Genomic DNA, 22,331 nt, shown 5'->3' on the forward strand with positions numbered 1-22,331 from the left:
GACAGCACTCTAGCTGCGGCGCGGCCCCTGTCGAGGGGTCGAATCGGCCCGCATCCGGGCAAAATTCGCGAGCCACGCCTCGGCGACGCGCATCCCCGGCGGCACGCTCGCGGTTGGCGGCGGCCGGCGCACGCAATCCTCCAGGTAGGTCAGAGATTCTTCCAGTACCGTACCGGTAAACGGCTTGGCGATCACCGCCGTGGCTCCCGCCATATCATCGCTGAGCGCCTGGGCGTTGGCGGTCATGAACGCGGCCGTGATACCGCCAAGATCGCGCACCGCTTGCGCCACGTCGAGACCTGAGGAGCCGTCGCCGAGGCGCAGGTCGATGAGTACCAACTCGGGCCTTGTCTCGTGGACGAGGGCGATGGCCTCCCGGGCGGTCATGGCCGTGCCCACGACGCAGTGGCCAGCGTCCTCCAGCATCATCTCGATCTGCATCAGGATGAGGGCTTCATCCTCGACGACGAGGATCTTGAGCGGCTCGGTCACGCAGCCTCCAGACCGCCGGCCATCTCGCGCGGCAGGCGTATGGTGACGATCGTTCCGGGATCGTTGGTCATCCAGGCGATGCTGGCATTGAGCTGGCGGCAGAGTGTGCCGATCAGGCGCTTCCCGAAGGAGCGCTGCTCCATCACCTGGAGGGGCATGCCGATGCCGTCATCGGCGATCTTGATGGTGAAGTAGGCCTCGTCCGGCGCCACCGTCACGGAGAGCCGCCCCGGGCGGTCGCCCGGGAAGGCGTGCTTGAGAGCGTTGGTGATCAATTCGTTCATCATCAGCGCCACGGGCGGCGCCTTGGCGACCGGGATCTCCACCGCCTCTAGGTCGAGATGCAGGCGGATCCGGTCGCCGGAACCGCGGACGAGATCGGTGGCGAGGTCGCGGGCGAACTCGGCCACGTCGAACCGCTCGACATTGTTGGACTGGTAGAGCCGCCGATGGACCGTCCCCAGCGCCTCGACCCGGGTCAGCATCGCCTGCATGGCGGTGCGGGCGGCCGGATCGGTGATCGCCCGGGTCTGCATGGACAACAGGGCCGCGATCATTTGCAGGTTGTTCTTGACCCGGTGATCGACCTCATGGACCAGCATGGTCTGCGTGGCCAGCGCCTCGGTCAGGTCACGGGTGCGTTTGGAGACCTCCGCCTCGAACCGGTCCTTCTCCTGCTGGACCCGCAGATGCGCGTCCACCCGGTCGGTGACGTCGAGCTGCGAGGCGAAGAAGAACAACACCTCGCCGGCCTCGTTGACGACCGGGCTCAGATAGAGCGCGTTCCAGAACGGCACCCCGTCCTTGCGGTAGTTCAGGATGTCGATCGCGATGTCGGTGCGGGCCGTGACCGCCTCGCGGATCAGCGCGATGGCGCCGCGGTCAGTCTCCTTGCCCTGGAGGAAGCGGCAGTTGCGGCCCATGACCTCGGCGCGGTCGTAGCCGGTCATCCGCAGGAAGGCGTCGTTGGCGAAGACGATCGGGTTGTCGGCAAGCCGCGGATTGGTGATGATCATCGGCATCCGCGTGGCGCGGACCGCGGCGGCGAAGGGATCGCCCTTGCCCTGTTCGGTATCGAGCCGGTCCGTCTGATGCCAAGCGTCGGGCTGTTCCATCGAACCTGCTCTCTTCTGCCCGGCGTTCGTCACCTCCGGCAATCGGGTCGTGGCTGCGCTTCCGCAATCGCGAGCTTAACCACCTAGTCATGGGATCGGTTCGGGGCCAATGCGCGGAAGGTCCATATTTCGGTAGACAGAACGCCGCACCTTGGGTGATCAACCCATTCGGGCGACCAGAATAAATCCAAGGGGATAATGTCGAAGGCAACATCCTAGAGTCGCGCCCTAGGGACTCAGTGGAAGTCCCGGCTGGGATACATCCGCCGGTCCGGGGGCACGCCGAAATCCGTCTTCTCGGGGGGCAGCGTCATCCCGGCCTCGCGCAGGTCGCGTAAGGAAGCGGTGAGATCGCGAAACCCCTCCGCCACGAGGTGGACCACCCCATCCGCCTGCTGGATCCGGCCACGCACAGCCAGGAACCGGGCCTGCATGGCGGCCCGGCGATTGGCCTCGAACACCGTCTTCCAGACAATCACGTTGGCGATACCGGTCTCGTCCTCCAGGGTCAGGAACACCACGCCCTTGGCGGTGCCCGGCCGCTGGCGGATCAGCACGAGCCCCGCCACCGTGACCCGCGCCCCCTGGGGCAAGGCGGGATCGAGATGGGCCCGGGCCGGGATCGCGCCGATCCGGGCGAGCCGCCCCCGGAAGAAGGCGACCGGGTGTCCCTGGAGCGAGAGGCCGGTGGCGGCATAATCCTCGGCCACCGCCTCGGACGGGGCCAAAGCCGGTAGCTCCACAGCCGGCTCGTGCCGGAACAGGCCGTCATCGGCGTGCCACGCGAAGAGCGGCAGGGGCGCATCGAGGAGATGGGCGCGGCGCTCGGTGCCGTCGGCCTTTGCGGCCTTGCGGGATGACGTCCCCTCCAGGGTACGGACCATCCATAGGGCGGCACGCCGGTCGAGGCCGAGCGACCGGAACGCATCCGCCTCGGCCAGCCGCTCCAGGGTGTTGCGGGGCAGGGCGAGGGACGCCTGCAAGCCTTCGATGCTGGCATAGCCGTTGGCGCGCAGCCGCACGAGCCTGCGCATCGCAGCCTCGGGCAGGCCGCGCACGACGCGCAGGCCGATCCGCACGGCGTGCATCTCCGGGTTCGCGGCCGGCTCCAGGGTGCAGTCCCAGTCGCTGGCATTGACGCAGACGCCCCGCACCTCGACCCCGTGGGCGCGGGTGTCGCGCACGAGCTGCGCCGGCTGGTAGAAGCCCATCGGCTGGGCGTTGAGGATCGCGGCCAGAAAGACGTCGGGGTGCCGGCACTTCATCCAGGCCGAGGCGTAGACGAGGAGTGCGAAGCTCGCCGCGTGGCTCTCCGGGAAACCGTAGGTTGAGAAGCCTTTAATCTGCGCGAAGCAGCGCTCGGCGAAATCCTTCGGATAGCCCCGGCGTGTCATGCCGCCGATGAATTTTTCCTCGAACCCGCCGATCGTGCCGACATGGCGGAAGGTCGCCATCGCTCGGCGCAAGCCATCGGCCTCGGCCGGGGTGAAGCCCGCGGCCGTGATGGCGATCTGCATGGCGTGTTCCTGGAACAGCGGCACACCGTAGGTCTTGTGCAGGACCTCCTTCAACTCGTCCGCCGGTCCATAGTCCGGATGCGGGGCGGGGTACTCTACCGGATCGATCCCGGACCGCCGCCGCAGGTAGGGATGGACCATGTCGCCCTGGATCGGGCCGGGGCGCACGATCGCCACCTGCACCACGAGGTCGTAGAATTCCTTCGGCTTCAGGCGCGGCAGCATCGACATCTGCGCCCGGCTCTCGACCTGGAACACGCCGACGGAATCGGCCTTCGCCAGCATCGCGTAGGTGGCGGGATCCTCCCGGGGCAGGTCGGCCAGCGTCTCGTAGAAGGTGTTGTGGTCGCGCTCCAGAAAGTCGAGGCCGCGCTTGAGGCAGGTCAGCATGCCGAGCGCCAGCACGTCGACCTTCATCAGGCCGATGGCGTCGATGTCGTCCTTGTCCCACTCGATGAAGGTGCGGTCCGCCATGGCGCCATTGCCCACCGGCACGGTCTCGTCGAGGCGGCCGCGGGTCAGCACGAAGCCGCCGACATGCTGCGACAGGTGGCGGGGGAAGCCGATCAGCTGATGAGCGAGGTCGAGTGCCTGCCGGATCGCGGGGTTGTCGGGATCGAGCCCGGCCTCACGCACGTGCTGGTCCGGCATGCCGGTGCCCCAGGAGCCCCAGACCGTGTCGGCGATCGCCGCCGTCACGTCCTCGGTCAGGCCCAAGACCTTGCCGACCTCGCGGATCGCCATGCGGGGGCGGTAATGGATCACCGTGGCGCAGAGGGCGGCGCGCTCCCGGCCGTAGCGGGCATAGAGGTGCTGGATCACCTCCTCGCGGCGCTCGTGTTCGAAATCGACGTCGATGTCGGGGGGCTCGCCCCGGTTCTCCGAGATGAAGCGGGCGAACAAAAGCCGGTGCTTGGACGGGTCCACCGCGGTGATGCCGAGGCAGAAGCACACGGCGGAATTGGCCGCCGAGCCACGCCCCTGGCAGAGGATGCCTTTGCTGCGAGCGAATTCGACCACGTCGAACAGGGTCAGGAAGTAGCGCGCATAGTCCATCTTGGCGATGAGCCGCAGCTCCTCGTGGAGCGTTGCCGCGACGGCGGCCGGAACCTCACCGCCGTAGCGCCAGCGTGCCCGCTCGAAGGTCTTTTCCGCCAGATAGTCCTGCGGCGTGCGACCGGGCGGCACCGGCTCATCGGGATATTCGTAGCGCAGCTGGGACAGGCAGAAGTCGCAGGCCTGCGCGATCTCGATGGTGCGGGCCAGCGCCCCCGGATGGTCGGCAAACAGCCGGGCCATCTCGGTGGGGGGCTTCAGGTGGCGCTCGGCATTGGCCTCCAGGCGGTAGCCGGCCTCCCCGATCCGGCAGCCTTCCCGGATGCAGGTGACCACATCCTGGAGCGGGCGCCGTTCGGGGTGGTGGTAGAGCGCGTCCGAGACCGCGACCATCGGGGCGCCCGAAGCCGCGCCCAGTTCGGCGAGCAGGCCGAGGCGCCGCCGTTCGTCGCCGCGGCGGGTGTGGCTCGCCCCCAGGAAGGTCCGGCCCGGGGCGGCGGCGGCGAGCGCCTCCAGCCGCGCCCGGAACCCCTCCTGCAGACGCCTTGCCGGCGGCATGGCGATGAACATCTGCCCCTCGGCGGCCTCCAGCATCTCGGCAAAGGAAAAGCGGCACTCCCCTTTTCGGACCCGCCGGTTGCCGAGGGTCAGCAGCCGGCAGAGACGCCCCCAAGCAGCCCGGTCCATCGGGTAGGTGACGGCTTCGAACCCCTCCTCGGTGACGAGGCGTACGCCGGGCAGAATCCGGATCGCGGTGCCCTCCAGCGCCAGCGCCGCCGCATGGGCCCGCACCACGCCGGACACGGTGTTGCGGTCGGCGATGCCGATCGCGCGCAGGCCGTAGGAAGCCGCCTGCACGACGTAATCCTGCGGGTGCGAGGCGCCGTGCAGGAAGGAGAAGTTCGTGGTGACGGCGAGTTCGGCGTAGGCGAGATCGCTCACGCGAACAGCCCGTGGACGTACCACGCGGCCGGGCGGTCGGGGGCATGCGGCCCGTCGCGGTAGAGCCAGAGGCGGTGACCGGCCTCGCACTCGATGCGGTAATAGTCCCGGTCGTTCCCGGGCGCGTGCCACCACTCGGCGGCGACCCGCTCTGGCCCCTCGGCATGGGTGACGCGGTGGATCTGCGCGCGCCAGCGGAACCGCCTGGGCGGCCCCTCCGGGATGGTCGAGAGCACATCGCAGGCGGCCTCGCCCCGGGGGAACAGCACCAGGGGGCGGGGCGGGAGATGATCGGGCCAGGGGGTATCGACGAGGGAAGTAAGGGCGTGCGATTTCCCTCCCCCCTCTGCGGGGGAGGGTGGCCCGCGCGTCAGCGAGGGTCGGGAGAGGGGAGCGACGTTTCCGGAAGGAACGCGACCGTCATGAAGGCCGGCGCCTTCTCTTGCAGCGTCGCTCCCCTCTCCCGACCCCCTTCGGGGGCCACCCTCCCCCGCAGGGGGGGGAGGGGGTGGCGCCTGTGTCTGGCCAAGACCCAAACTCGGCACCGATCCGTGCCCCTCTCCGGCCACCCAACCAACACCCCCGTCAGCCCGCTCCGGCAGATGGCTCGCCCGCGGTTCGAACCGCAGCAGCGCCCGCCCGAGCCGCTGCGCCAGGGCGTCGGCCAGGAACCCAACCCCGTCGCCCGCGGATGCCGTGCCGAGATCCGTCTGGCGGGCCGGCATGGCGCCCGTCACCGTCACGGCCAGCGTCACCGTCTCAAAGCCGAAACCCGCATCGAGGGCAGCCCCCAGCCGGTCGAGGCGCAGGGAGACCAGGGCCGCGACCCGCTCGGGATCGCGCTCGGGGCGGGACAGGCCGAGATCGAGATCGCGGACCGCGCCGTCGACCCGATGGAGGGCGAGACGCACCGCGCAGGCGCCGCGCCCGTCCCGCTCCAGCCGGGGCGCGAGTTCCGCCATCAGGTCACGGCCGGTCCGGACGATGTCCGATTGCCGGCCGATCGGGTCGAGGAAGCCACGGGCGGCGGCGTAGTCGGCTGCCTCCGTCAGGGGTGTCAGCGGCTCGGGCCGGCGCGCCAGGGCCTGATCCAGGCGCAGCAGCAGCGCCGCACCGAAGCGCCGGGCGAGCGAACCTCGGGACAGGGCGTCGAGTTCACCGATCCGGCGCAGGCCGAGCCGCCTGAGGCCCGAGACCGTGCCGGGATCGAGCCGCAAGCCTTCCACGGGCAGGGATCGCAACGCCTCGGCGGCCCCGCCCGGCGGTACGATGATCCGGTCGGTCGCGCCGTGGCGGGCCAGCGCGAAGGCGCCGCCGGGCGTGTCGGCCAGCGCGATCCGCGCCGGGATCTTCGACCGCGCGAGGCGTCCGGCGAGGTCGTCGACGAGGTTCGCCTCGCCGCCGCACAGGTGGCTCGCACCGGCGACGTCGATGTAGAGCCCGTCCGAGGCCTCGGCCGGCCCGAACGGCGCCACGAGGGGCGCGTAGCGGTAAGCCCAGCGGCAGAGGCGGATCAGGGCGTCCCGGTCGGCATCCCGGTCGGCGGGGTAGACTTGAAGCGGTACGCCGATCCGCGCCCGGACCCGGCCGAGGGGCTCGCCGGGCCGCAGGCCGAGGGCGAGGGCCTTCGGATCAAGGGCCACGAGCCGCAGGCCGCCCGGCCCCTCGGCCGCCACCGCCAGCGGGCCGCCCTCAGGCGCGAGACCGGCCCGCCGCAGCCGCGTCACCGGCCAGTGACTCAAGCAGATGCAGACGATGCGCGGCATGGTCCCACTCCAGAAGCCAGTCGCCGCCGCGCCCGTTGCGGCAGCGTTCGAGTCGCGCCCGCCAGCGCGGCTTGTCGAGGGTGCCGAACCGGTCCCGGGATGCGGGCGCGGCGGCGATCAGCCAGCGGGTGGCGGCCCCGTTGGGCATCCCGGCTTCCGCGGGCCGCAGGAGCAGCAGGAGCGGCGGGGCAGAGCCTTCCGCGGCAAGCTGCAGGCGCCGGCCCGGCTTCAGCGGCATCCCGGCCCGCAGCAGGCCGATGAGGGCCGTAAGCGCACGGGCGTGCAGGGCCGCTTCCAGCGCGCGAAAGACCTCCGCATCGCTGCTGGCCTCCAGCAGGAGCAGCCGGGTGGGATCGAGGCCGAGGCCGGCAAGGCCGTGGCCGTAGGGTAGGGGCTGGCCCGGCGCGGCCACGATCAGCGTCGCGCCGGGCTGCCCGGCGAGGTGACGGGCACAGAGCGCCAGGGCGAAGCCAAGGGCCGCGATCGTGTCCGCGGGCGTCGCCGGCGCAATCTCGTGGGGTGGCCCGAGCACGAGGCCGCCGCCGGGCAGGTGTGCATCGAGGGCGTGCAGGCCGAGCGGCAGGACCGGGCGCGGATTCCGGCCACCGTCTGGCGGCGCGAGCCGCGCCCGCAGGGCGGCCAGCCGGGCCTGCCGTAAGCCGCGTGCGGGGTCCCGCTCGGTCTCGTCCGCAGGGTCCAGCCCCATCTCCGTCGGCTCCAGTCATGCCCGACGATAAGAACATAACAAGAACATGCACAAACGGTTTCGGCGGGGCTCCTGAATCTCGCGTCAGAGCAGCAGCTTGGCCTGTGGACAGGTGTGGACGCCTGTGGAGGCAGCCGCTGCCACCGGATTCAACGGCCCCGGTTGACCGCAATCGCAGGGCGAGCCCACAAGGCGGCTGCCGCGTGCCTGACGCGGCCGATACGGACCGCGCATGCGCCCAGCCCTCGCCCTCACGCTCCTGCTCGCCCTGTCGGGGGCGGCTTTGGCCCAGCAGCCGGCGGATCCGGGGGGCCAAGGCGTCCCCGCACCGCGACGACAGGCCCGGGCGCCGCAGACGCCGAGCCAGCCGATCATGGTCTACGACGCCCGCATCGAGGCCGGCGACCTACGGGTCTCGGGCTCGGTGCGCAAGCCCGGCGCCATCGTGGTGCTGGACGACGACATCTCGATCCAGGCCGACCGACGGGGCCGGTTCGTCTTCCGGGTGCCCTACCGGCCCGCGACCTGCGTGGTGACGCTTAAATCCGAACCGGACGAGCGCGAGGCGGTGGTGGCGAACTGCGCCCCCGAGGGACCGCCGGGCCCGCCCGGCCCTCAGGGCGCCGCAGGGCCACCCGGTGAGACGGGCGCCAAAGGCGAAGCAGGTACCAAGGGCGATCAAGGTCCCCAGGGTGAGATGGGGCCCAAGGGCGAGATGGGTCCCCGGGGCGAAGCCGGTCCCCAGGGTCCGGCTGGTCCGCAGGGCGCACCCGGCCCGAAGGGCGAACCGGGCGAGACAGGGATTTCCGGCCTCCAGGGCGCTCCGGGGCCGAGAGGTCTGTCCGGAACGCCGGGCGGGACAGGAGCGCGGGGTGAGGCCGGCGCCACCGCCGTCCTGCGGCCGGTGCGCAAATCCGACTGCGCAGGCGGCTGCACCGTGACCTGCGAGGGCGGGGAGACGCTGGTGACCGCCCATTGCCTCAAGGTCGGCACGCCGGTCTATGACGGGGAGGGCGCTTCCTGCCCGGCGGAGGCCGCGGGGATCGTGGGCTTCTGCACGCGGCCGTAGGTCGCCGGGCTCAGCCGCCGGTCTCGGCCAGCCACTCGAGCATCCCGGCGGCCGCCGCCCGGCCCCCCGCGATGGAGCCCTGGAGCAGGTAGCCACCGGTGGGTGCCTCCCAGTCCAGCATCTCGCCGGCCAGGAACAGGCCGGGACGGGCGCGCAGCATCGATCGCCCGTCGATGGCGTCGAGCCGGACTCCGCCCGCCGTCGAGATCGCCCGCTCGATCGGCGCCGGGGCGGTGAGAGTCAGCGGCGCGGCCTTGATCAGCCCGGCGAGCATCCCGGGATCGGCCGGGAGGGCGGCGCCGGCCGCCTCGCGCAGAAGGCCCGCCGCCACTAGCGGGAGCCCCGCGGCCTTCCGCAGACGGGTCGCGGTCGAGTCGCCCGGCCGGGCGCCGGACAGGCGGCGGGCGAGGGCGTCCCGGGTCAGGTCAGGGCGCAGGTCGATAACGAGTTTGGCGCTCCCTCGGGCGGCGATCGCCTCGCGTAGGGTGCGGGACAGGGCATAGACCGCCCCGCCCTCGAGACCGGTTTGCGTGACCACGGCCTCGCCGCGCGTCCTGGCGCCGTCGCAGGCGAGAGCGATCCGCTTCAGCGGCGCCCCGGAAAACCGGTCCCGGAACAGGTCGGACCACGCCACCGCGAAACCCACATTGGCCGGGCGCAGGGGCGACACCGCCACGCCGAGCCCTTCGAGGAGCGGCACCCAGCGCCCGTCCGAGCCGAGGCGCGGCCAGCTCGCGCCGCCGAGTGCCAGCAGGGCCGCCCGGGGCCGGATTTCGAGGGAGCCGTCCGGGGCCTCGATCGTCAGCGCCGCGTCCAGGGCCGTGAGCCGGTGCCGGGTCCGGATCCGGACGCCGAGGCGGTCGAGCCGCGCGAGCCAGCCCCGCAGCAAGGGCGAGGCCTTGAAGCTCTGCGGAAAGACGCGCCCGCTCGATCCGACAAAGGTCGGCTCGCCGAGGTCCGCGCACCAGTCCCGCAGGGCCTCGGGCGGGAAGGCCGCGATGGCGGCGTCGAGATACCCTTGCGGATGGTAGCGGCCGAGGAAGTCCGCCCGCGCCTCGCTGTGGGTGATGTTGAGGCCGCCCCGCCCGGCGATCAGCAGCTTGCGGGCGACGGAGGGCATCCGCTCGTAGACCGTGACGGCGCAGCCAGCCTCGCCCAGCACCTCGGCCGCAGCGAGCCCGGCCGGCCCGCCGCCCACGATGGCGATCTCGTCCCTATCCTGCGGCATCCGTCGGGAGAGCGGCAGGCGGGCCGGTCCTGTCAAGGGTGGCTGCCGTCGGTGGACTGAGGCCGAGCCGCTTCGCGGCAAGTCCTGTGCTGGCTCTCGGGTCGCATTCCGCTGGCGCTGCATGCGCCCGGGAAAAGGCAGCGTTTCCTCCTGACCGCCCCTGTCTCGGACAGGTGACGCGTCAGCGGAACCTGATCTGGGATCCGGCACCGGACTCGCCGCGCAAGCGGCTCCTTTATGACGGAACCCAGACCTGCAGAAAAAAATTCTCCCCCGTCCCCGAAGCTGCCGCGATCGACGCGCCAGGCTCGGCCGCCCGCACCCCGAACCGCAGAGACTCAGATACGTGGCCAGCCCCGTCGCCATCACTGGGACCCCGAGCATCCCCGCCGCGCAGGCCCAGCTCGGCCAGGCTGAAATCCGCGCGATCGTCTACGGCCTGATGACTGCGATGCTGCTCGCGGCCCTGGACCAGACCATCGTGGCGACCGCCATGCCGACCATCGGGCTGGCTTTGGGCGACGCCGCCAACCTCCCCTGGATCGTCACCGCCTACCTGCTGGCCTCCACGGCGGTGACGCCGCTCTACGGCAAGCTCTCCGACATCCACGGCCGGCGGATCATGCTGCTGATCGCCATCGCGACCTTCGTGATCGGATCGCTCGCCTGCGCGCTGGCCCCCACGATGGTGACGCTGGCGCTGGCCCGGGGCCTCCAGGGCATCGGCGGCGGCGGGCTGATTGCGCTCGCCCAGATCATCCTGGCCGACATCATGTCTCCCAAGGAGCGGGCGCGCTATCAGGTTATCATCGCGGGGGTGTTCGTGACGGCCTCGGTGGCGGGGCCGCTGCTCGGGGGGTTCTTCGCCCAGCACCTCCACTGGTCGCTGATCTTCTGGATCAATCTGCCGATCGGCGTCCTCGCCTTCGTGCTGACCAACGCCAACCTGAAGCGGCTGCCGCGTCACGACCGCCGGCATCGGCTCGACTGGCCCGGGGCCGCTTTGATGGTCGCGGGCTCGATCACCCTGCTGCTCGCCCTGAGCTGGGGCGGCGTGCGCTATCCCTGGGGCTCGGCACCGGTGCTGGGCCTCCTCGCCCTGGCCCTGGTGCTCTGCGGCGGCTTCGCAGCCAGACTCGCCACGGCGGCGGAGCCGCTGATCCCCACCGAAGTGCTACGCAACCAAGTGGTCTACAGCGCGACACTGTCGGCCTGCTTCGCCATGGGCACCTTCATCGGGCTGACCATCTACGTGCCGATCTTCCTCGAAGGGGTGATCGGCCTCTCGGCAAGCGAGTCCGGCGTCGCGCTGGTGCCGCTGATGGTCGGTACCGTGACGGGCGCGACCCTGTCGGGCCGTTCGATGATCTATTTTCGGCATTACAAGCGCCTGCCGCTTGCCATGATGAGCATCAGCCTTGCCTGCTGCGCCGTCATCGCGTGGCAGGGGCGGGCGCTACCCTTCTGGCTGATGGAGGTGCTGTTCGCGCTGCTCTCCATGGGGATCGGGACGATCCTGCCGCTGTCGACCATCGCGATCCAGAACGCCGTGGCCCGCCACCAGCTCGGCATCGCCACCGCGGCGATGAATTTCTTCCGGTCCCTGGGCGGTGCGCTGATCGTGGCGGCGTTCGGCACGATCGTGCTCGGCGGCGTCGCGGGCGGAGCCGGGGGCCATGACGTGGAGAGCCTGATCCGCGGCGCCGACCCGGCGCAGCTCGCCCTGACCTTCCGGTACGTGTTCGCGGCCGCCTGCCTGGGCCTGCTTGCGGCCTTCGGGTTCCTGGCGCTGATGGAGGAGCGGCCGCTGGGCGGGCAGGGCACGCCTAAGATGAGCGGCACGCCGGAGAGGTCGGTCTGAGCCTTATACGCGGATGCGCCTCAAGCGTGCTGGCCGCAGCCGCAGCCCGACTCATGTGCGCCACCGGGCCAGCGTGAAGCCCGGATCACGCTGCAGAAATTGCTCCTGCGGAAGCTCGGGTCCTTGTCGGCGATCACGTCTGCCTTCACGTTGCCGAAGGTGGTGTCCGGCTTGTGCCGGATGCCGTCGTAGAAGGCCTGGATGATGTCCTCCTTGAAGTCCGGCGTGCGGGGATAAGCCGAGACGACTGCTTCGCGCTCGGCATCGGAATACTGCCCGTAGGTGAGGCCCAGCACATCCATTTCGACGCCGGCCGTCACCAGCGCGACCACCGGATGCATGTGGACCGGGATGCCGGGCGTGGTGTGGAGCGCGATGGCGGTCCAGACCGTAGTGATGTCCGCCTCCGGCACCTTGTGGGCCTTGAGGAAATCGCGAGCGGCATTGGCGCCGTCCACCTCGAAGCGCTCCGTGGCACTGCTGTGATCCGGCATCAGGCCGAGGTCGTGGAACATGGCGCCCGCGTAGAGCAGCTCGCGGTCGAAGGTCAGACTACGTCTGATCCCGGCTATGGCACCGAACTGATAGACCCGGCTCGAATGGTTGAAGAGCAACTCGGTCTCGCTGTCGCGGACGAATTCGGTGATCGCTCGGGCCAGCGTGCTGTCAGGGATGGCGGCTTCGAACCGGAAACTCATGGACGGGCTCCTTTGCGCTGAGGACCGCTTCGAGCTACGAGGAGGCCGGCTTGGCATCAATCGTCGTGAGACGACGATCTCTGCCAAAATGCTGGCACCGTCGGCCACGGAGTCCCCATGGCGCCCCGATCGATCGCGCTGCTCGCCCTGCCCGATGTCCAGCTCCTCGACGTGGCCGGGCCGCTTGATGTCTTCGCCGAGGCGAACGTGCAGAGCGGTTGCGCGGCCTACAGCCTCGCCCTCGTCGGGACGGAACCCGGACCCATCACGACATCGTCGGGCCGGCGACTGCTGCCGGATCTGGTCGCCCCCGCAGATGTGGCCTTCGACACGCTCCTCGTCGCGGGCGCGCCGCGGATCCATGAGGCGGCATTCGGGCCTGATCTCCTCGCGTGGCTCAGCCGAACGGCGGCGCGGTGCCGACGCTACGGCTCGGTCTGTAGCGGGGCCTTCCTGCTCGGGCAGGCCGGTCTCCTCGACGGCCGCCGGGTCACGACCCACTGGGCCGTCGCGGACAAGCTGGCAGCGCGCTACCCTCAGGCACGGGTCCAGCCCGACGCGATCTGCCTGTTCGACGGGAAGCTCCGGACCGCGGCCGGCGTCACGGCCGGGCTCGACCTCGCGCTGGCGCTTGTGGAGGAGGACGAGGGGCCCGAGATAGCCCGTCTCGTGGCGGCCCAACTCGTGATGTTCTTCAAGCGCGGCGGGGGCCAGATGCAGTTCAGCCGCCGCGGCGTCAGCGCCCCGTCCGGCCGCTCGGCCCTCCAGGAAGTGCAGCGCTGGGTCGCCGCCCACCCGGCGGCGGATCACGGCGTCGACCACCTCGCGGGGCGGGCCGGTATGAGCCCACGCCATTTCGCGCGCCTGTTCCGGGCCGAGACCGGCCTGACCCCGGCCGCCTATGTCGAAACCGTGCGGATCGAGGCCGGCCGCCGCCTCCTCGAGACCGGTGGTGTCGCCCTGAAGCGGGTTGCGGGCGCCTGCGGGTTCCGGGATGCCGACACCTTCCGACGCGCTTTCCAGCGGCGGGTCGGCACGACGCCCGCGGAGTATCGGCGGCGGCATGCCCAAGGCTGAGGCGCGTTGCCCTTGATTCGCCCGGATCACCGCTTACCTCGAATGGATCGGCTGCGGGCCCCTCTGGCGGGCGCTGTTCAGCGCCCGTGATGTCGGAGCCGATGCTTTCCTTTCGGAATCAGCATCAGGTCCCGCGTATGATGGACGTTCTCACCGTCGAATGGCTCGGCAAGCCGTTGTGGATGTGGCTCGGGTTCCACGTCCTGATCGCGTGCCTGCTCGCCTTCGATCTGGGTCTCCTGCACCGGGACAAGGAGCACGAGATCGGCGTCCGGGAGAGCCTTCTGCTCACAGGCTTCTACCTGGCCCTCGGTCTCGCCTTCGGCGGCTGGATCTGGTGGTATCTCGGGCCCCAGGCTGGCGAGGAATACGTCACCGGCCTCGTGGTCGAGAAGTCGCTGTCGATGGACAACGTCTTCGTCATCGCGATGATCCTCACGGCACTCGGCATCCCCCGTGCCGCCCAGCATCGTGTCCTGCTGTGGGGCATCCTGGCGGCGGTGCTGTTGCGCGGCCTGATGATCGGGCTCGGCGCCGCCCTGGTGCATCAGGTGCACTGGGTGCTCTCGCTGTTCGCCGCCTTCCTGATCTATGCCGGCCTGAAGATCCTGTTCTCGGGCGCTGAGGAGGAGGGCGACTTCCAGAACAGTGCCGTGGTGCGCTGGTTCAAGAAGACCTTCCGAGTCACGCCGACCCTGCACGGCCAGCGCTTCGCGATCCGCAAGACCGACCCGAAGACCGGCAAGGTCGCCCTGTGGTTCACGCCGCTGGCGCTGGCGCTTGTGCTGGTCAACGGCGCCGACGTGATCTTCGCGGTCGACAGCGTGCCGGCGATCTTCGCGATCACCACCGACACCTTCGTGGTCTACACCTCCAACATCTTCGCGATCTTGGGCCTGCGCGCTCTCTACTTCGCGCTCGCCGCGATGGTGGACCGCTTCGCCTATCTCAAGACGGCGCTGGCCTTCATCCTGATCTTCATCGGCACCAAGATCGTGGTCGCCGACACGTTCGGGCTCATTACGGTGCAGCCGTGGGTCTCGTTGGTGGTGACGCTCGCCTTCCTGGCAGCTGGCGTCGCCTACAGCCTGTGGCGGACCCGGACCGACACGGCGAAGGCGGTGACGGGCCCGGCACCACGAGAGGCGAACGCTCACCGGGCCTGACATCAGGTTTCGAGAGGACCAAGTCCTTTCGCGGGTCCAGGGCATAGCCCTGGCTCTGAGCCCTACGTCGGCATGGCCGCGATGAGATCGCGCAGGGTGGTGATGGTCGAGGCGTCGGCCACGCCGTCCACCCGCGCCTGCCGGAAATGGCGCTGGAACGCAGTGACCACGGCCCGGGTGCGCGCGTCGAACAGGCCGGTGACCGGCAGATCGTAGCCATAGAGGCCGAACATCGCCTGCAGGGCCTCGACGGGTTGGCCGGCATCGCCCTGGGCGAAAAAGCGGCCGTCCCGCAGGGTGGCGGGTGGCACGTGATGGCCGATCCCCGCCGCCGCGAGCCGGTCCCAGGGAAAGGTCTCGCCAGGATCCTCCTTGCGCTCGGGCGCCACATCGGAATGGGCGAGCACCCGCTCCGGCGGCATCGGCCAGCGGCCCAGGATGTCCTGCGCCAACGCGATCACGGCATCGATCTGCACCTCCGGGTAGGGGGGCAGCCCACCGGCATGGCCGGGATGGACGATCTCGATACCGAAAGAACGGGAGTTGATGTCGGTCTCCCCCTTCCACGTGCCTGCACCCGCGTGCCAGGCCCGGCGCGCCTCCGGCACCAGTTGGACAGTGCCGCCATCCTCGAACACGAGGTAATGGGCCGAGACCTCGCTCAGCGGGTCGCGCAACCGCGCCAGGGCGGCGGCCCCGCTCTCCATCCCGGTGTAGTGCAAGATCAGCATGTCGGGACGGCTGCCCCGGCGCTCCCCATGGTTCGGCGAAGGGGCGACGCGGCGGGCGAGGGGGCTGTCTGGGGTCAGCGTCATGGCGCGCTTGTGCCACGGTTCACGCCGGGAGGCACTGGACCGTCCGGCCCTTGATGGTGATCCGGACGGCGCCCCTGATCGGAGCTGCCGGATGGCCGGCCCGGAGCAGAATGCGGCATGCTCGGGCGGATCCGACGCCGGCGCGTCCACACCGCGACCCCACGGCGATTGAAGGGATTCCCAGCCGGTGCAAGCGAGCTCGGCCGGCCCCAGTGGGGACCTAACCTTCGCCCGGCTCTGGACGATCCACGTTCTGCTCCGGCTCGTCGCAAGTGAAGCCATCCAGCCAATCGGCACTTTGCTGAGAGCCGACCACATACGGATTGTCACGGGACAATTGACCGGCCTTCTTGGCCGCCATGCCCTCTTGCCACTGAGCAGAATGTGTTGCCATGAATCCTCTCCCGGTTCATCAAGACGCGGCGGATTAATGCGCTACACTTGCTTTGGTTCATCGCGCCAAGTCGCGTCACCGTCGATGCGCCCGGGCAGAAGGCCGCACACGAACCCATCATCGCGTTGAAGGCCAGTTACGCGGATCCGGCCGCCCGGGACGGCCGACGCTCACCGCAGACCGCGCTCCTCCACGATCCGATCGTAGGCGGCGTTGATTGCCGCAAGCCGCCGCGTGGCGATCGCCACGGCCTCCGTGGGCAGGCCGCGGGCGAGCGCCCGGTCGGGATGATGCTCGGCCACGAGTGCCCGATGGCGGGCCTTCAGGCCCGCATCGTCAGCGTCCCGGTCGAGGCCGAGGACGGCGTAGGGATCGTCGGGCAGCCGCACGTGCCGGGCGGCGATGCGCCGGAACGCGGCCTCGTCGAAGCCGAAGATACTGGAGACAGCGCGGAGGTAGCGCTCCTCAGCCTCGTGGAGCGCCCCATCGGCACCCGCGATCTGGAATAGGCCGTCTAGCACGTCCTCGAGCAGGGCCGGCTCGTCGCCGAAGGTCGTGGCGAGCTGGCGCGCATAGGCCTCGAAGCCGTTCGTGGTCTTCTTCGCCAGATCGAACAGACGCTCGACGCCCGCACGTGCGGCGGGCTCCACCTGCACGACCCGGCCGAAGGCTTCGACCTCGGAGGGCAGCACGACGCCGTCGGACTTGGCCATCTTGGCGGCCAAAGCCACTAGGCCGGTGGTGAACACCACGTCGCGCGGGGTCCGGCCGAAGGGCGCGCCGACTCGGTCCAGCAGAAAATGGCCCGCGACACCCCCGACCAGCGCCCCGAGGGGGCCACCGATCGCGAGGCCCAGGCCGGCCCCGCCGATCTTACCCCAGACGCCATGAGATTCGGCCGCCGACGTCATAGGCGACCCGGCTCAGGGGCGAATCGTCGACGCGGTGCGATCATCGTGGGCGGCGTAGGTCCGGCACCGGGATGCCCCGGCTCAGCGCCGGAATAAACGCTCCTCAGGCCGTGCGGAAGGGCCGGGCCATAGCCCGGCCCGCTTTGGCTCAGCGGCAGTAGATGTTGCCGTAGGCGTCGCGGTAGGTGCCGTAGGGGCAGCGCGGCGCGGTCGAAGCGCCCACAATGGCGCCACCGGCACCGCCAATCGCCGCGCCGGCGAGCGCACCGCCCGCGCGACCCGTCGCGGCCGCGCCGATCGCCGCGCCGGTGAGCGCACCGAGACCGGCGCCGCCGAGCGCCCGGTCCTCGGGGGTGTTGCAGGCGCCGAGCGACAGGGCGGCGATGGTGGCGAGGGCGGCAGCAGTGAGCTTCTTCATGGTCCCCAGAACTCCCTTGTGCATCCGGTCTGTGCAGCCGGTCCGGCCAATGGCCGTGATCGTGGCGGATCGCCCCGAGCTTAGCAGCAATGCAATCGCGACCCTACGGCTAAGGTTCCATCGGCGCGCGACCGGAGTTGCGCCCGGTTCCCGTCTCGCCCTATGCCTCGCGCCTCAGACGGAACCCTGATTGGGGGCCGCGGCACCATTTCGGAGGGTCCCATGCCCACAGCCACCACGATCGTCCGCCGGGCCGCGGTGCGCGCCGACCGCGTCGCCGACACCGTGAGCCTCGACCATGCAGGCCGATCCGCGCTGCCCGAGACACTGGTGGCCGAGGGCGGGCTCGATTTCACGGTGGCTCTCACCAAGGCCGCGGACCTCGACGACGGCGATGCGCTGCGCCTCGACGACGGCCGCCTCGTTGCGGTGCGGGCCGCCGCGCAGGATCTGCTCGAGGTGGGCGCCGAGAATCCGGCCCGGCTGATGCGCCTCGCCTGGCAGCTCGGCAGCAGCCACGTGCCCGCCGAGATCACCGCTGACGCGCTCTACGTCCCGGCGACCGCCGCCGCGGCTGAGCTGGTGCGGGGCCAGGGTTGCCTCGCCAGCCCGGTCTCGCGGCCGTTCCGACCCGAGCGCACGGCCCACGATCACAGCACCTGTGGTCACGATCACAGCCATGACCATCACGGGCACGATCATGGTCATGACCACCACGACCATGCTCATCACGGCCACGCCCACGAAACCCACGATCATGCGCATGAACACGACCATCACGGTCACACGCATGACCACGGGCACGACCACGGCCACGTTCATGGCCCAGGCTGCGGACACGACCATTAGAGACGGGCCGCCCGCGCGGACGAGGCGGCGGCGCGGGGCCGTCGCGGCGAAGCCTGTAGCCGGGAACGGCGCCCGATCGTGCCCCGCCATTGCCCCGCGGGACGGACGAGCCGCCGCGTAAGCGGCAGGTCCCGCCCGCATATCGAAGACGTTATTCTAAATCGACCTCCAGCTTACGGGACACAAAAATCGCTGTCCGATGCATGAATGTCGGACTTTAACTCAAGAAAAATGGCTACATATCAAAATATTGCGCAGATATTTGTTGAATATGCTATGAAATGGACTGTTGCAGTTCAATCACAGCGTCCAAGACGGCCCATTGTTACATCCGCTTCAGGGTCTTCATCCTGGAACGGTTCATATGAACAAGCTCATTGTCTCCGCGGCAGCCTTCGCAACCTTGACGGCTGCAGCCTCGGCTGCCGATCTGCCCCGCCGCGCGCTCCCGCCTGCGCCGATCCCCGTGCCGGTGTTCACCTGGACGGGCACGTATTTCGGCTTGAACGCTGGATACATCACGACGACCCAGGATACGGTGCGGACAGCGGGCGTCTTCCCGGGCAACGATGGTGTCCGCATCGGGAACCGTCCGGCCGCCCTCCCGCTGCCGCAGGACGGTTTCACCGGCGGTGGGCAGCTCGGCTACAATTATCAGTTCACCCCCGGCTCGGGCTTCGTGGTCGGCGTCGAGACCGACGCAAGCTATACGGACCTGAACCGCACCCGCCGCGTCGTCGGCCAGTTCGGCGGCATCAGCAGCTATTGGCAAACGGGCGACTTCCTGGGCACGGTGCGCGGCCGCGTCGGCTACGCCTTCGATCGTGTCCTGGTCTACGGAACCGGCGGCTTCGCCTACGCGTCCGTCAAGGACCGGGCCGCCTTCCAGACGCCTGCGGGCGAGCCGACCTTCTTCGGCGGCCGTTCGCGCGTCGATACAGGCTACGCGGCCGGCGGCGGCATCGAATACGCCCTGCCGAGCGACTCCTTCGTGAACGTCTTCCACTCCAACGCCGTCACGGTGAAGGCCGAGGCGCTGTACTACAACCTCGGCAACAGCACGGTTCTGCTGCCGGCAATCAAGCGCGGCCAGGGCGCCTACGTCACGCGCTTCCAGAACGAGGGCGTGCTCGGTCGCGTGGGGCTGAACTACAAGTTCGGCAGCTGAGCCGCGTCGCGCCGGAGCGAATATCGAGCCGGGCTTCGTACGGCGATCCTGCAGTAGCCCGCGCCTGGGCTGCCCAGCGCCGATCCGATCGAACGTCCCGGGACTCCGCGCCCGGGATGTTTCGCGTTCGTGGATCCAGGCCGGAGGCGGCGGCTCAAAGGCGCTTCGGCACGGGTCGCCGGCAGTACGCGCGCGCCTCCTCCGGCGCGAGGCCGTCCTGCACCGAGACGCACTGGTCGAGCGTCAGTCCGATGCTGGTCGCGTAGGTCTCGTTCGGCGACAGCGCGTCGCGGGCGAGGTTGGCCAAATAGATCAGGAAGGCGGCGACCGCGAGCAGCACGGCCACGAGCAGGGCGCGGTTCAGCATCACGGCCGATCGTCATCGCCGGGCCACGGTCCGCAGCGGCCGGTCACGGGAAACCGGCAAACAGAAGCGCCAGCGCGAGCAGCGCAAGCCCCGCGCCGATCAGCACGCCCGCAATCCCGTCGGATCCGCGCCGCTCCGGGCGGCCGATCCGCATCACCGGTCACGATCCGTGGCAGCACGCCGCAGCGCGCTCAATGCAGCAACCCCCAGAGTCCGGTGGCCAGACCGAAGGTGAGCGAGAGCATCGCGGCCCCGAGCAGGACACGGTCGATCAGGCGGGCCGCACGATCCTCGGGCTGGAACTCAATCATCGTGGCGCCTCCTCGGTGCCAAGACTGGGGGGCGCCTGTTGCTGACCTGTGTCGACATGCACGCCCTGCACACCCACCGCGACATCGGCGGATCGGGCGCGGCGACGCGGTTCGGAACACCCCCTGTCGCCATCCGGTTGGACCAGCATTCAACCGGAGACGATACGTGACTACGGACCCACTCCAAAAATATCCTAGCCCGCCCTTCCCGGCGCAGCCGCAGAGCTTCCCCGGCAAGACCGGCCGCATGGAGCCTGAGCCCGATCACGGCGAGCAGAGCTACAAAGGCTCAGGCAAGCTCACCGGGCGCGCGGCGCTGATCACCGGCGGCGACAGCGGCATCGGCCGTGCGGTCGCGATCGCGTTCGCCCGGGAGGGGGCGGATGTCGCGATCTCCTACCTGCCGGAGGAGCAGGCGGATGCAGAGGCGGTGAGCCAGTGGATCGAGAAGGCGGGCCGGCGTGCGCTGCTGTTGCCCGGCGATCTCAAGGACCCCGCCTATGGGCGCCAGATCGTCGCCCGCACCGTGGAAGTGTTCGGACGCCTGGACGTGCTGGTCAATAACGGCGCGTTCCAGCAGCCAAACCAGGATCTCGACGCGATTGAGGACAATATCTTCGAGGATCATTTCCGCACGAACGTGTTCGGGCCGTTCTACGTGACCAAGGCGGCACTCCCCCACATGAAGCCCGGCGCCTCGGTGATCTTCACCTCCTCGGTCAACTCGAAGCACCCGATGCCGACGCTGATGGCGTACAGCGCCACCAAGGGTGCCCTGAGCAACATGGTGCTGAGCCTCGCGCAGTTGTTGGCCAAAAAGGGCGTACGCGTGAACGGCGTGCTGCCGGGGCCGATCTGGACCCCGTTCATCCCGTCTGGGATGAGCCAGGATGCCGTGACGTCGTTCGGCAGCCAAGTGCCGTTCGGCCGCCCCGGCCAGCCGGCCGAGCTCGCCTCGGCCTACGTGATGCTGGCCTCGGACGAGAGCAGCTACACCTCGGGCGCGCTCATCACGGTTGCGGGGGCGATGCCGGTTCTGTGATACCGCCGGCCGGCGGGATCCCAATGGGGCATGCGGCCCTTTCGAAACTCTAGCTTCCAGACAGCTGCGGGTCACGTGTGACCCGCAGCTGTCTGTCGGTGGCCTCCGGCGGTCTGGCCGGCCAGTCCCTTCGACTCAGCAGCTACCACGGCGAGACTGCGGTCCGTTTCGCCCACTCGCGCCGCCTCGATGGTGGTGTTAGAGCGCGAAAGCGATGATCGGCTGCGACGACGGCCGACGGATCACGCCCCGAGGATCGGATCCTCAGTCGTCGCCTGGGCGAGGGCGCCGGGCGCGTCGAGTGCCGCCTCGCGCTTCTTGATCAAGGCCGCAGCCGCGGCATGTCGGTCGAAGGTCCGGGCATGGCGGTGAACGACGCCGTCCCTTTTGATGACGCTCTGGGCGTGATACCCCGCCCCGTCGTCCCGTTGTTCCGCGTCCGCTCGACGATGGTCCCCATCGCGAGACCCGGCGCGCTGGCCTACGACTATGCCGACCCGCTGGGCTTCCGCGCGCTCGGCGAGGCCGACGTGTTTCACCTCCGCGCCTTCGGCAGCGACGGGCTGCGCGGGCTGTCGCCGCTGAAGTTCGCCCGTCAGACGGTCTCGGCGGCGCTCGCGGCCGACGAGGTGTCCAACAAGCTGTCCGCCAACGGCGTGCGTCCGAGCGGCGTGCTGCAGATGGACCAGGTCCTCAAGCCCGATCAGCGCAAGGACCTGCGCGAGAACGTGATCGCGCCGCTCGCCGGCTCCGGCCACCCCCCTCAGGAGCCGACAGGCTCTAGGTTGCATCGGATGCCGCCGCCCGTAGCCGCATCCCCGGACCCTTGCCGTTCTCGTCGATGACGATGACGGCGGCGACTTGCGGGTGACGCCGCGTTAACCAGGCGCGCCTACCGCAGCGGCCATGTCAGACCTCCCGCCTGCCGTCGCCTCCTGGCGCGACCAGATCGAGCGCTTGTCCGAACACGCCTCACCCTGCCGGTATCTCGCTCCGGTGAAATGGGCGGCGATCCGGGCGAACGCGCTGACCTTCATCGATCGGTTCGGAGCCGAGGCGCATCGGCTCGGCTGGACCGCGCCCGAGCTGTTCGGCGTGCATCCGCAGAACGGAACCCTGCGTGTCGATTCCTGCGGTGCGCTCATGCTCAGCACCGGCGCAGCCCAGGCGGTCCATGCCGACCGCGTGTCGTTCGCCCAGACCTCGGGCTACCGGTTCCTCAAGGGGCAGACGCCGGGTATCCCGGTCTGGGAGTTCGCATCAATAAGCCGGTGACAGCCTCCAGCCGCCGGGATTGAACTCTCCAGCTGATGCAATAATAATCACCCAGTGAGTAATTTCTGGGCTTAACGATCTACAGTAG

Annotated in this window: 21 protein-coding genes; 9 read left to right on the plus strand and 12 right to left on the minus strand. The window is 69.8% G+C overall.

Annotation, left to right across the window (positions count from 1 at the left end; all coding sequences use genetic code 11):
- Positions 1–9: 9 nt before the first annotated feature.
- The 5 genes from OXS27_RS08575 to OXS27_RS08595 form a co-directional block, all read right to left on the minus strand.
- Positions 10–492 carry a response regulator gene (locus tag OXS27_RS08575; RefSeq protein ID WP_267355479.1) on the minus strand — a complete coding sequence of 161 codons (483 nt, stop codon included), beginning with the start codon at positions 490–492 and terminating at the stop codon, positions 10–12.
- Positions 489–1,607 carry a histidine kinase dimerization/phosphoacceptor domain -containing protein gene (locus OXS27_RS08580; RefSeq protein WP_243918781.1) on the minus strand — a complete coding sequence of 373 codons (1,119 nt, stop codon included), beginning with the start codon at positions 1,605–1,607 and terminating at the stop codon, positions 489–491. Before OXS27_RS08580 ends, OXS27_RS08575 begins: the two co-directional genes overlap by 4 nt.
- A 236-nt stretch (positions 1,608–1,843) precedes the next feature.
- Complete coding sequence (locus tag OXS27_RS08585) at positions 1,844–5,122, minus strand: error-prone DNA polymerase (RefSeq protein WP_267355480.1); 3,279 nt, start codon at positions 5,120–5,122, stop codon at positions 1,844–1,846.
- On the minus strand, positions 5,119–6,888 hold the full coding sequence (locus OXS27_RS08590; protein WP_267355481.1) for a DNA polymerase Y family protein: 1,770 nt from the start codon (positions 6,886–6,888) through the stop codon (positions 5,119–5,121). The genes OXS27_RS08585 and OXS27_RS08590 overlap by 4 nt, the downstream gene beginning before the upstream one ends.
- Complete coding sequence (locus OXS27_RS08595; RefSeq protein WP_267355482.1) at positions 6,815–7,594, minus strand: ImuA protein; 780 nt, start codon at positions 7,592–7,594, stop codon at positions 6,815–6,817. The genes OXS27_RS08590 and OXS27_RS08595 overlap by 74 nt, the downstream gene beginning before the upstream one ends.
- A 232-nt stretch (positions 7,595–7,826) precedes the next feature.
- On the opposite strand from OXS27_RS08595, the gene OXS27_RS08600 reads away from it, so the two are divergent.
- Entirely contained in the window at positions 7,827–8,663 is an 837-nt protein-coding gene (locus tag OXS27_RS08600) for a collagen-like protein (protein WP_243925349.1), read from the plus strand.
- 10 nt (positions 8,664–8,673) lie between these two features.
- Here the strand turns inward: OXS27_RS08600 and OXS27_RS08605 are convergent, their stop codons facing one another.
- Positions 8,674–9,891: a TIGR03862 family flavoprotein gene (locus tag OXS27_RS08605; protein WP_243925353.1), complete on the minus strand. Its 1,218-nt coding sequence runs from the start codon at positions 9,889–9,891 to the stop codon at positions 8,674–8,676.
- 346 nt (positions 9,892–10,237) lie between these two features.
- On the opposite strand from OXS27_RS08605, the gene OXS27_RS08610 reads away from it, so the two are divergent.
- Entirely contained in the window at positions 10,238–11,752 is a 1,515-nt protein-coding gene (locus OXS27_RS08610) for an MDR family MFS transporter (protein WP_267355483.1), read from the plus strand.
- 20 nt (positions 11,753–11,772) lie between these two features.
- On the opposite strand, the gene OXS27_RS08615 is transcribed toward OXS27_RS08610, so the two are convergent.
- The gene (locus OXS27_RS08615) at positions 11,773–12,450 is read right to left on the minus strand and encodes an HD domain-containing protein (RefSeq protein ID WP_243925347.1); all 678 of its coding nucleotides are present in this window, start codon (positions 12,448–12,450) and stop codon (positions 11,773–11,775) included.
- A 117-nt stretch (positions 12,451–12,567) separates the two neighbouring features.
- On the opposite strand from OXS27_RS08615, the gene OXS27_RS08620 reads away from it, so the two are divergent.
- Together OXS27_RS08620 and OXS27_RS08625 are read left to right on the plus strand one after the other, a co-directional pair.
- Positions 12,568–13,527, plus strand: coding sequence for a GlxA family transcriptional regulator (locus OXS27_RS08620; protein ID WP_267355484.1), 960 nt, complete (start codon positions 12,568–12,570; stop codon positions 13,525–13,527).
- Between the two features lie 137 nt (positions 13,528–13,664).
- Complete coding sequence (locus OXS27_RS08625; protein ID WP_267355485.1) at positions 13,665–14,693, plus strand: TerC family protein; 1,029 nt, start codon at positions 13,665–13,667, stop codon at positions 14,691–14,693.
- Between the two features lie 62 nt (positions 14,694–14,755).
- Here the strand turns inward: OXS27_RS08625 and OXS27_RS08630 are convergent, their stop codons facing one another.
- The 4 genes from OXS27_RS08630 to OXS27_RS08645 all read right to left on the minus strand — a co-directional run bounded on the left by OXS27_RS08630 (position 14,756) and on the right by OXS27_RS08645 (position 17,231).
- Entirely contained in the window at positions 14,756–15,508 is a 753-nt protein-coding gene (locus OXS27_RS08630; RefSeq protein ID WP_267355486.1) for an N-acetylmuramoyl-L-alanine amidase, read from the minus strand.
- 220 nt (positions 15,509–15,728) lie between these two features.
- Positions 15,729–15,902: a hypothetical protein gene (locus tag OXS27_RS08635; protein WP_243925343.1), complete on the minus strand. Its 174-nt coding sequence runs from the start codon at positions 15,900–15,902 to the stop codon at positions 15,729–15,731.
- A 170-nt stretch (positions 15,903–16,072) separates the two neighbouring features.
- Positions 16,073–16,813: a TerB family tellurite resistance protein gene (locus tag OXS27_RS08640; protein ID WP_267355487.1), complete on the minus strand. Its 741-nt coding sequence runs from the start codon at positions 16,811–16,813 to the stop codon at positions 16,073–16,075.
- A 148-nt stretch (positions 16,814–16,961) separates the two neighbouring features.
- A complete protein-coding gene (locus OXS27_RS08645; RefSeq protein ID WP_007560631.1) occupies positions 16,962–17,231 on the minus strand; it encodes a hypothetical protein in 270 nt (89 codons plus the stop codon).
- Between the two features lie 222 nt (positions 17,232–17,453).
- Between OXS27_RS08645 and OXS27_RS08650 the strand changes: the two genes are divergently transcribed.
- Both OXS27_RS08650 and OXS27_RS08655 read left to right on the plus strand, forming a co-directional pair.
- On the plus strand, positions 17,454–18,080 hold the full coding sequence (locus tag OXS27_RS08650) for an urease accessory protein UreE (RefSeq protein ID WP_267355488.1): 627 nt from the start codon (positions 17,454–17,456) through the stop codon (positions 18,078–18,080).
- 364 nt (positions 18,081–18,444) lie between these two features.
- Entirely contained in the window at positions 18,445–19,248 is an 804-nt protein-coding gene (locus OXS27_RS08655) for a porin family protein (RefSeq protein ID WP_267355489.1), read from the plus strand.
- Between the two features lie 154 nt (positions 19,249–19,402).
- On the opposite strand, the gene OXS27_RS08660 is transcribed toward OXS27_RS08655, so the two are convergent.
- Entirely contained in the window at positions 19,403–19,615 is a 213-nt protein-coding gene (locus OXS27_RS08660; protein ID WP_243925339.1) for a hypothetical protein, read from the minus strand.
- A gap of 477 nt (positions 19,616–20,092) precedes the next feature.
- Between OXS27_RS08660 and OXS27_RS08665 the strand changes: the two genes are divergently transcribed.
- The 3 genes from OXS27_RS08665 (at position 20,093) to OXS27_RS08675 (ending at position 22,243) form a co-directional block, all read left to right on the plus strand.
- Positions 20,093–20,968, plus strand: a complete 876-nt coding sequence (locus tag OXS27_RS08665; RefSeq protein ID WP_243925338.1) for an SDR family oxidoreductase — start codon at positions 20,093–20,095, stop codon at positions 20,966–20,968.
- A gap of 362 nt (positions 20,969–21,330) precedes the next feature.
- On the plus strand, positions 21,331–21,813 hold the full coding sequence (locus OXS27_RS08670; RefSeq protein WP_267355490.1) for a phage portal protein: 483 nt from the start codon (positions 21,331–21,333) through the stop codon (positions 21,811–21,813).
- A gap of 61 nt (positions 21,814–21,874) precedes the next feature.
- Positions 21,875–22,243: a hypothetical protein gene (locus OXS27_RS08675; RefSeq protein ID WP_267355491.1), complete on the plus strand. Its 369-nt coding sequence runs from the start codon at positions 21,875–21,877 to the stop codon at positions 22,241–22,243.
- Positions 22,244–22,331: the final 88 nt, after the last annotated feature.

The sequence above is a fragment of the Methylobacterium sp. GC_Met_3 genome (assembly GCF_026540775.1).
Taxonomy (GTDB): domain Bacteria; phylum Pseudomonadota; class Alphaproteobacteria; order Rhizobiales; family Beijerinckiaceae; genus Methylobacterium.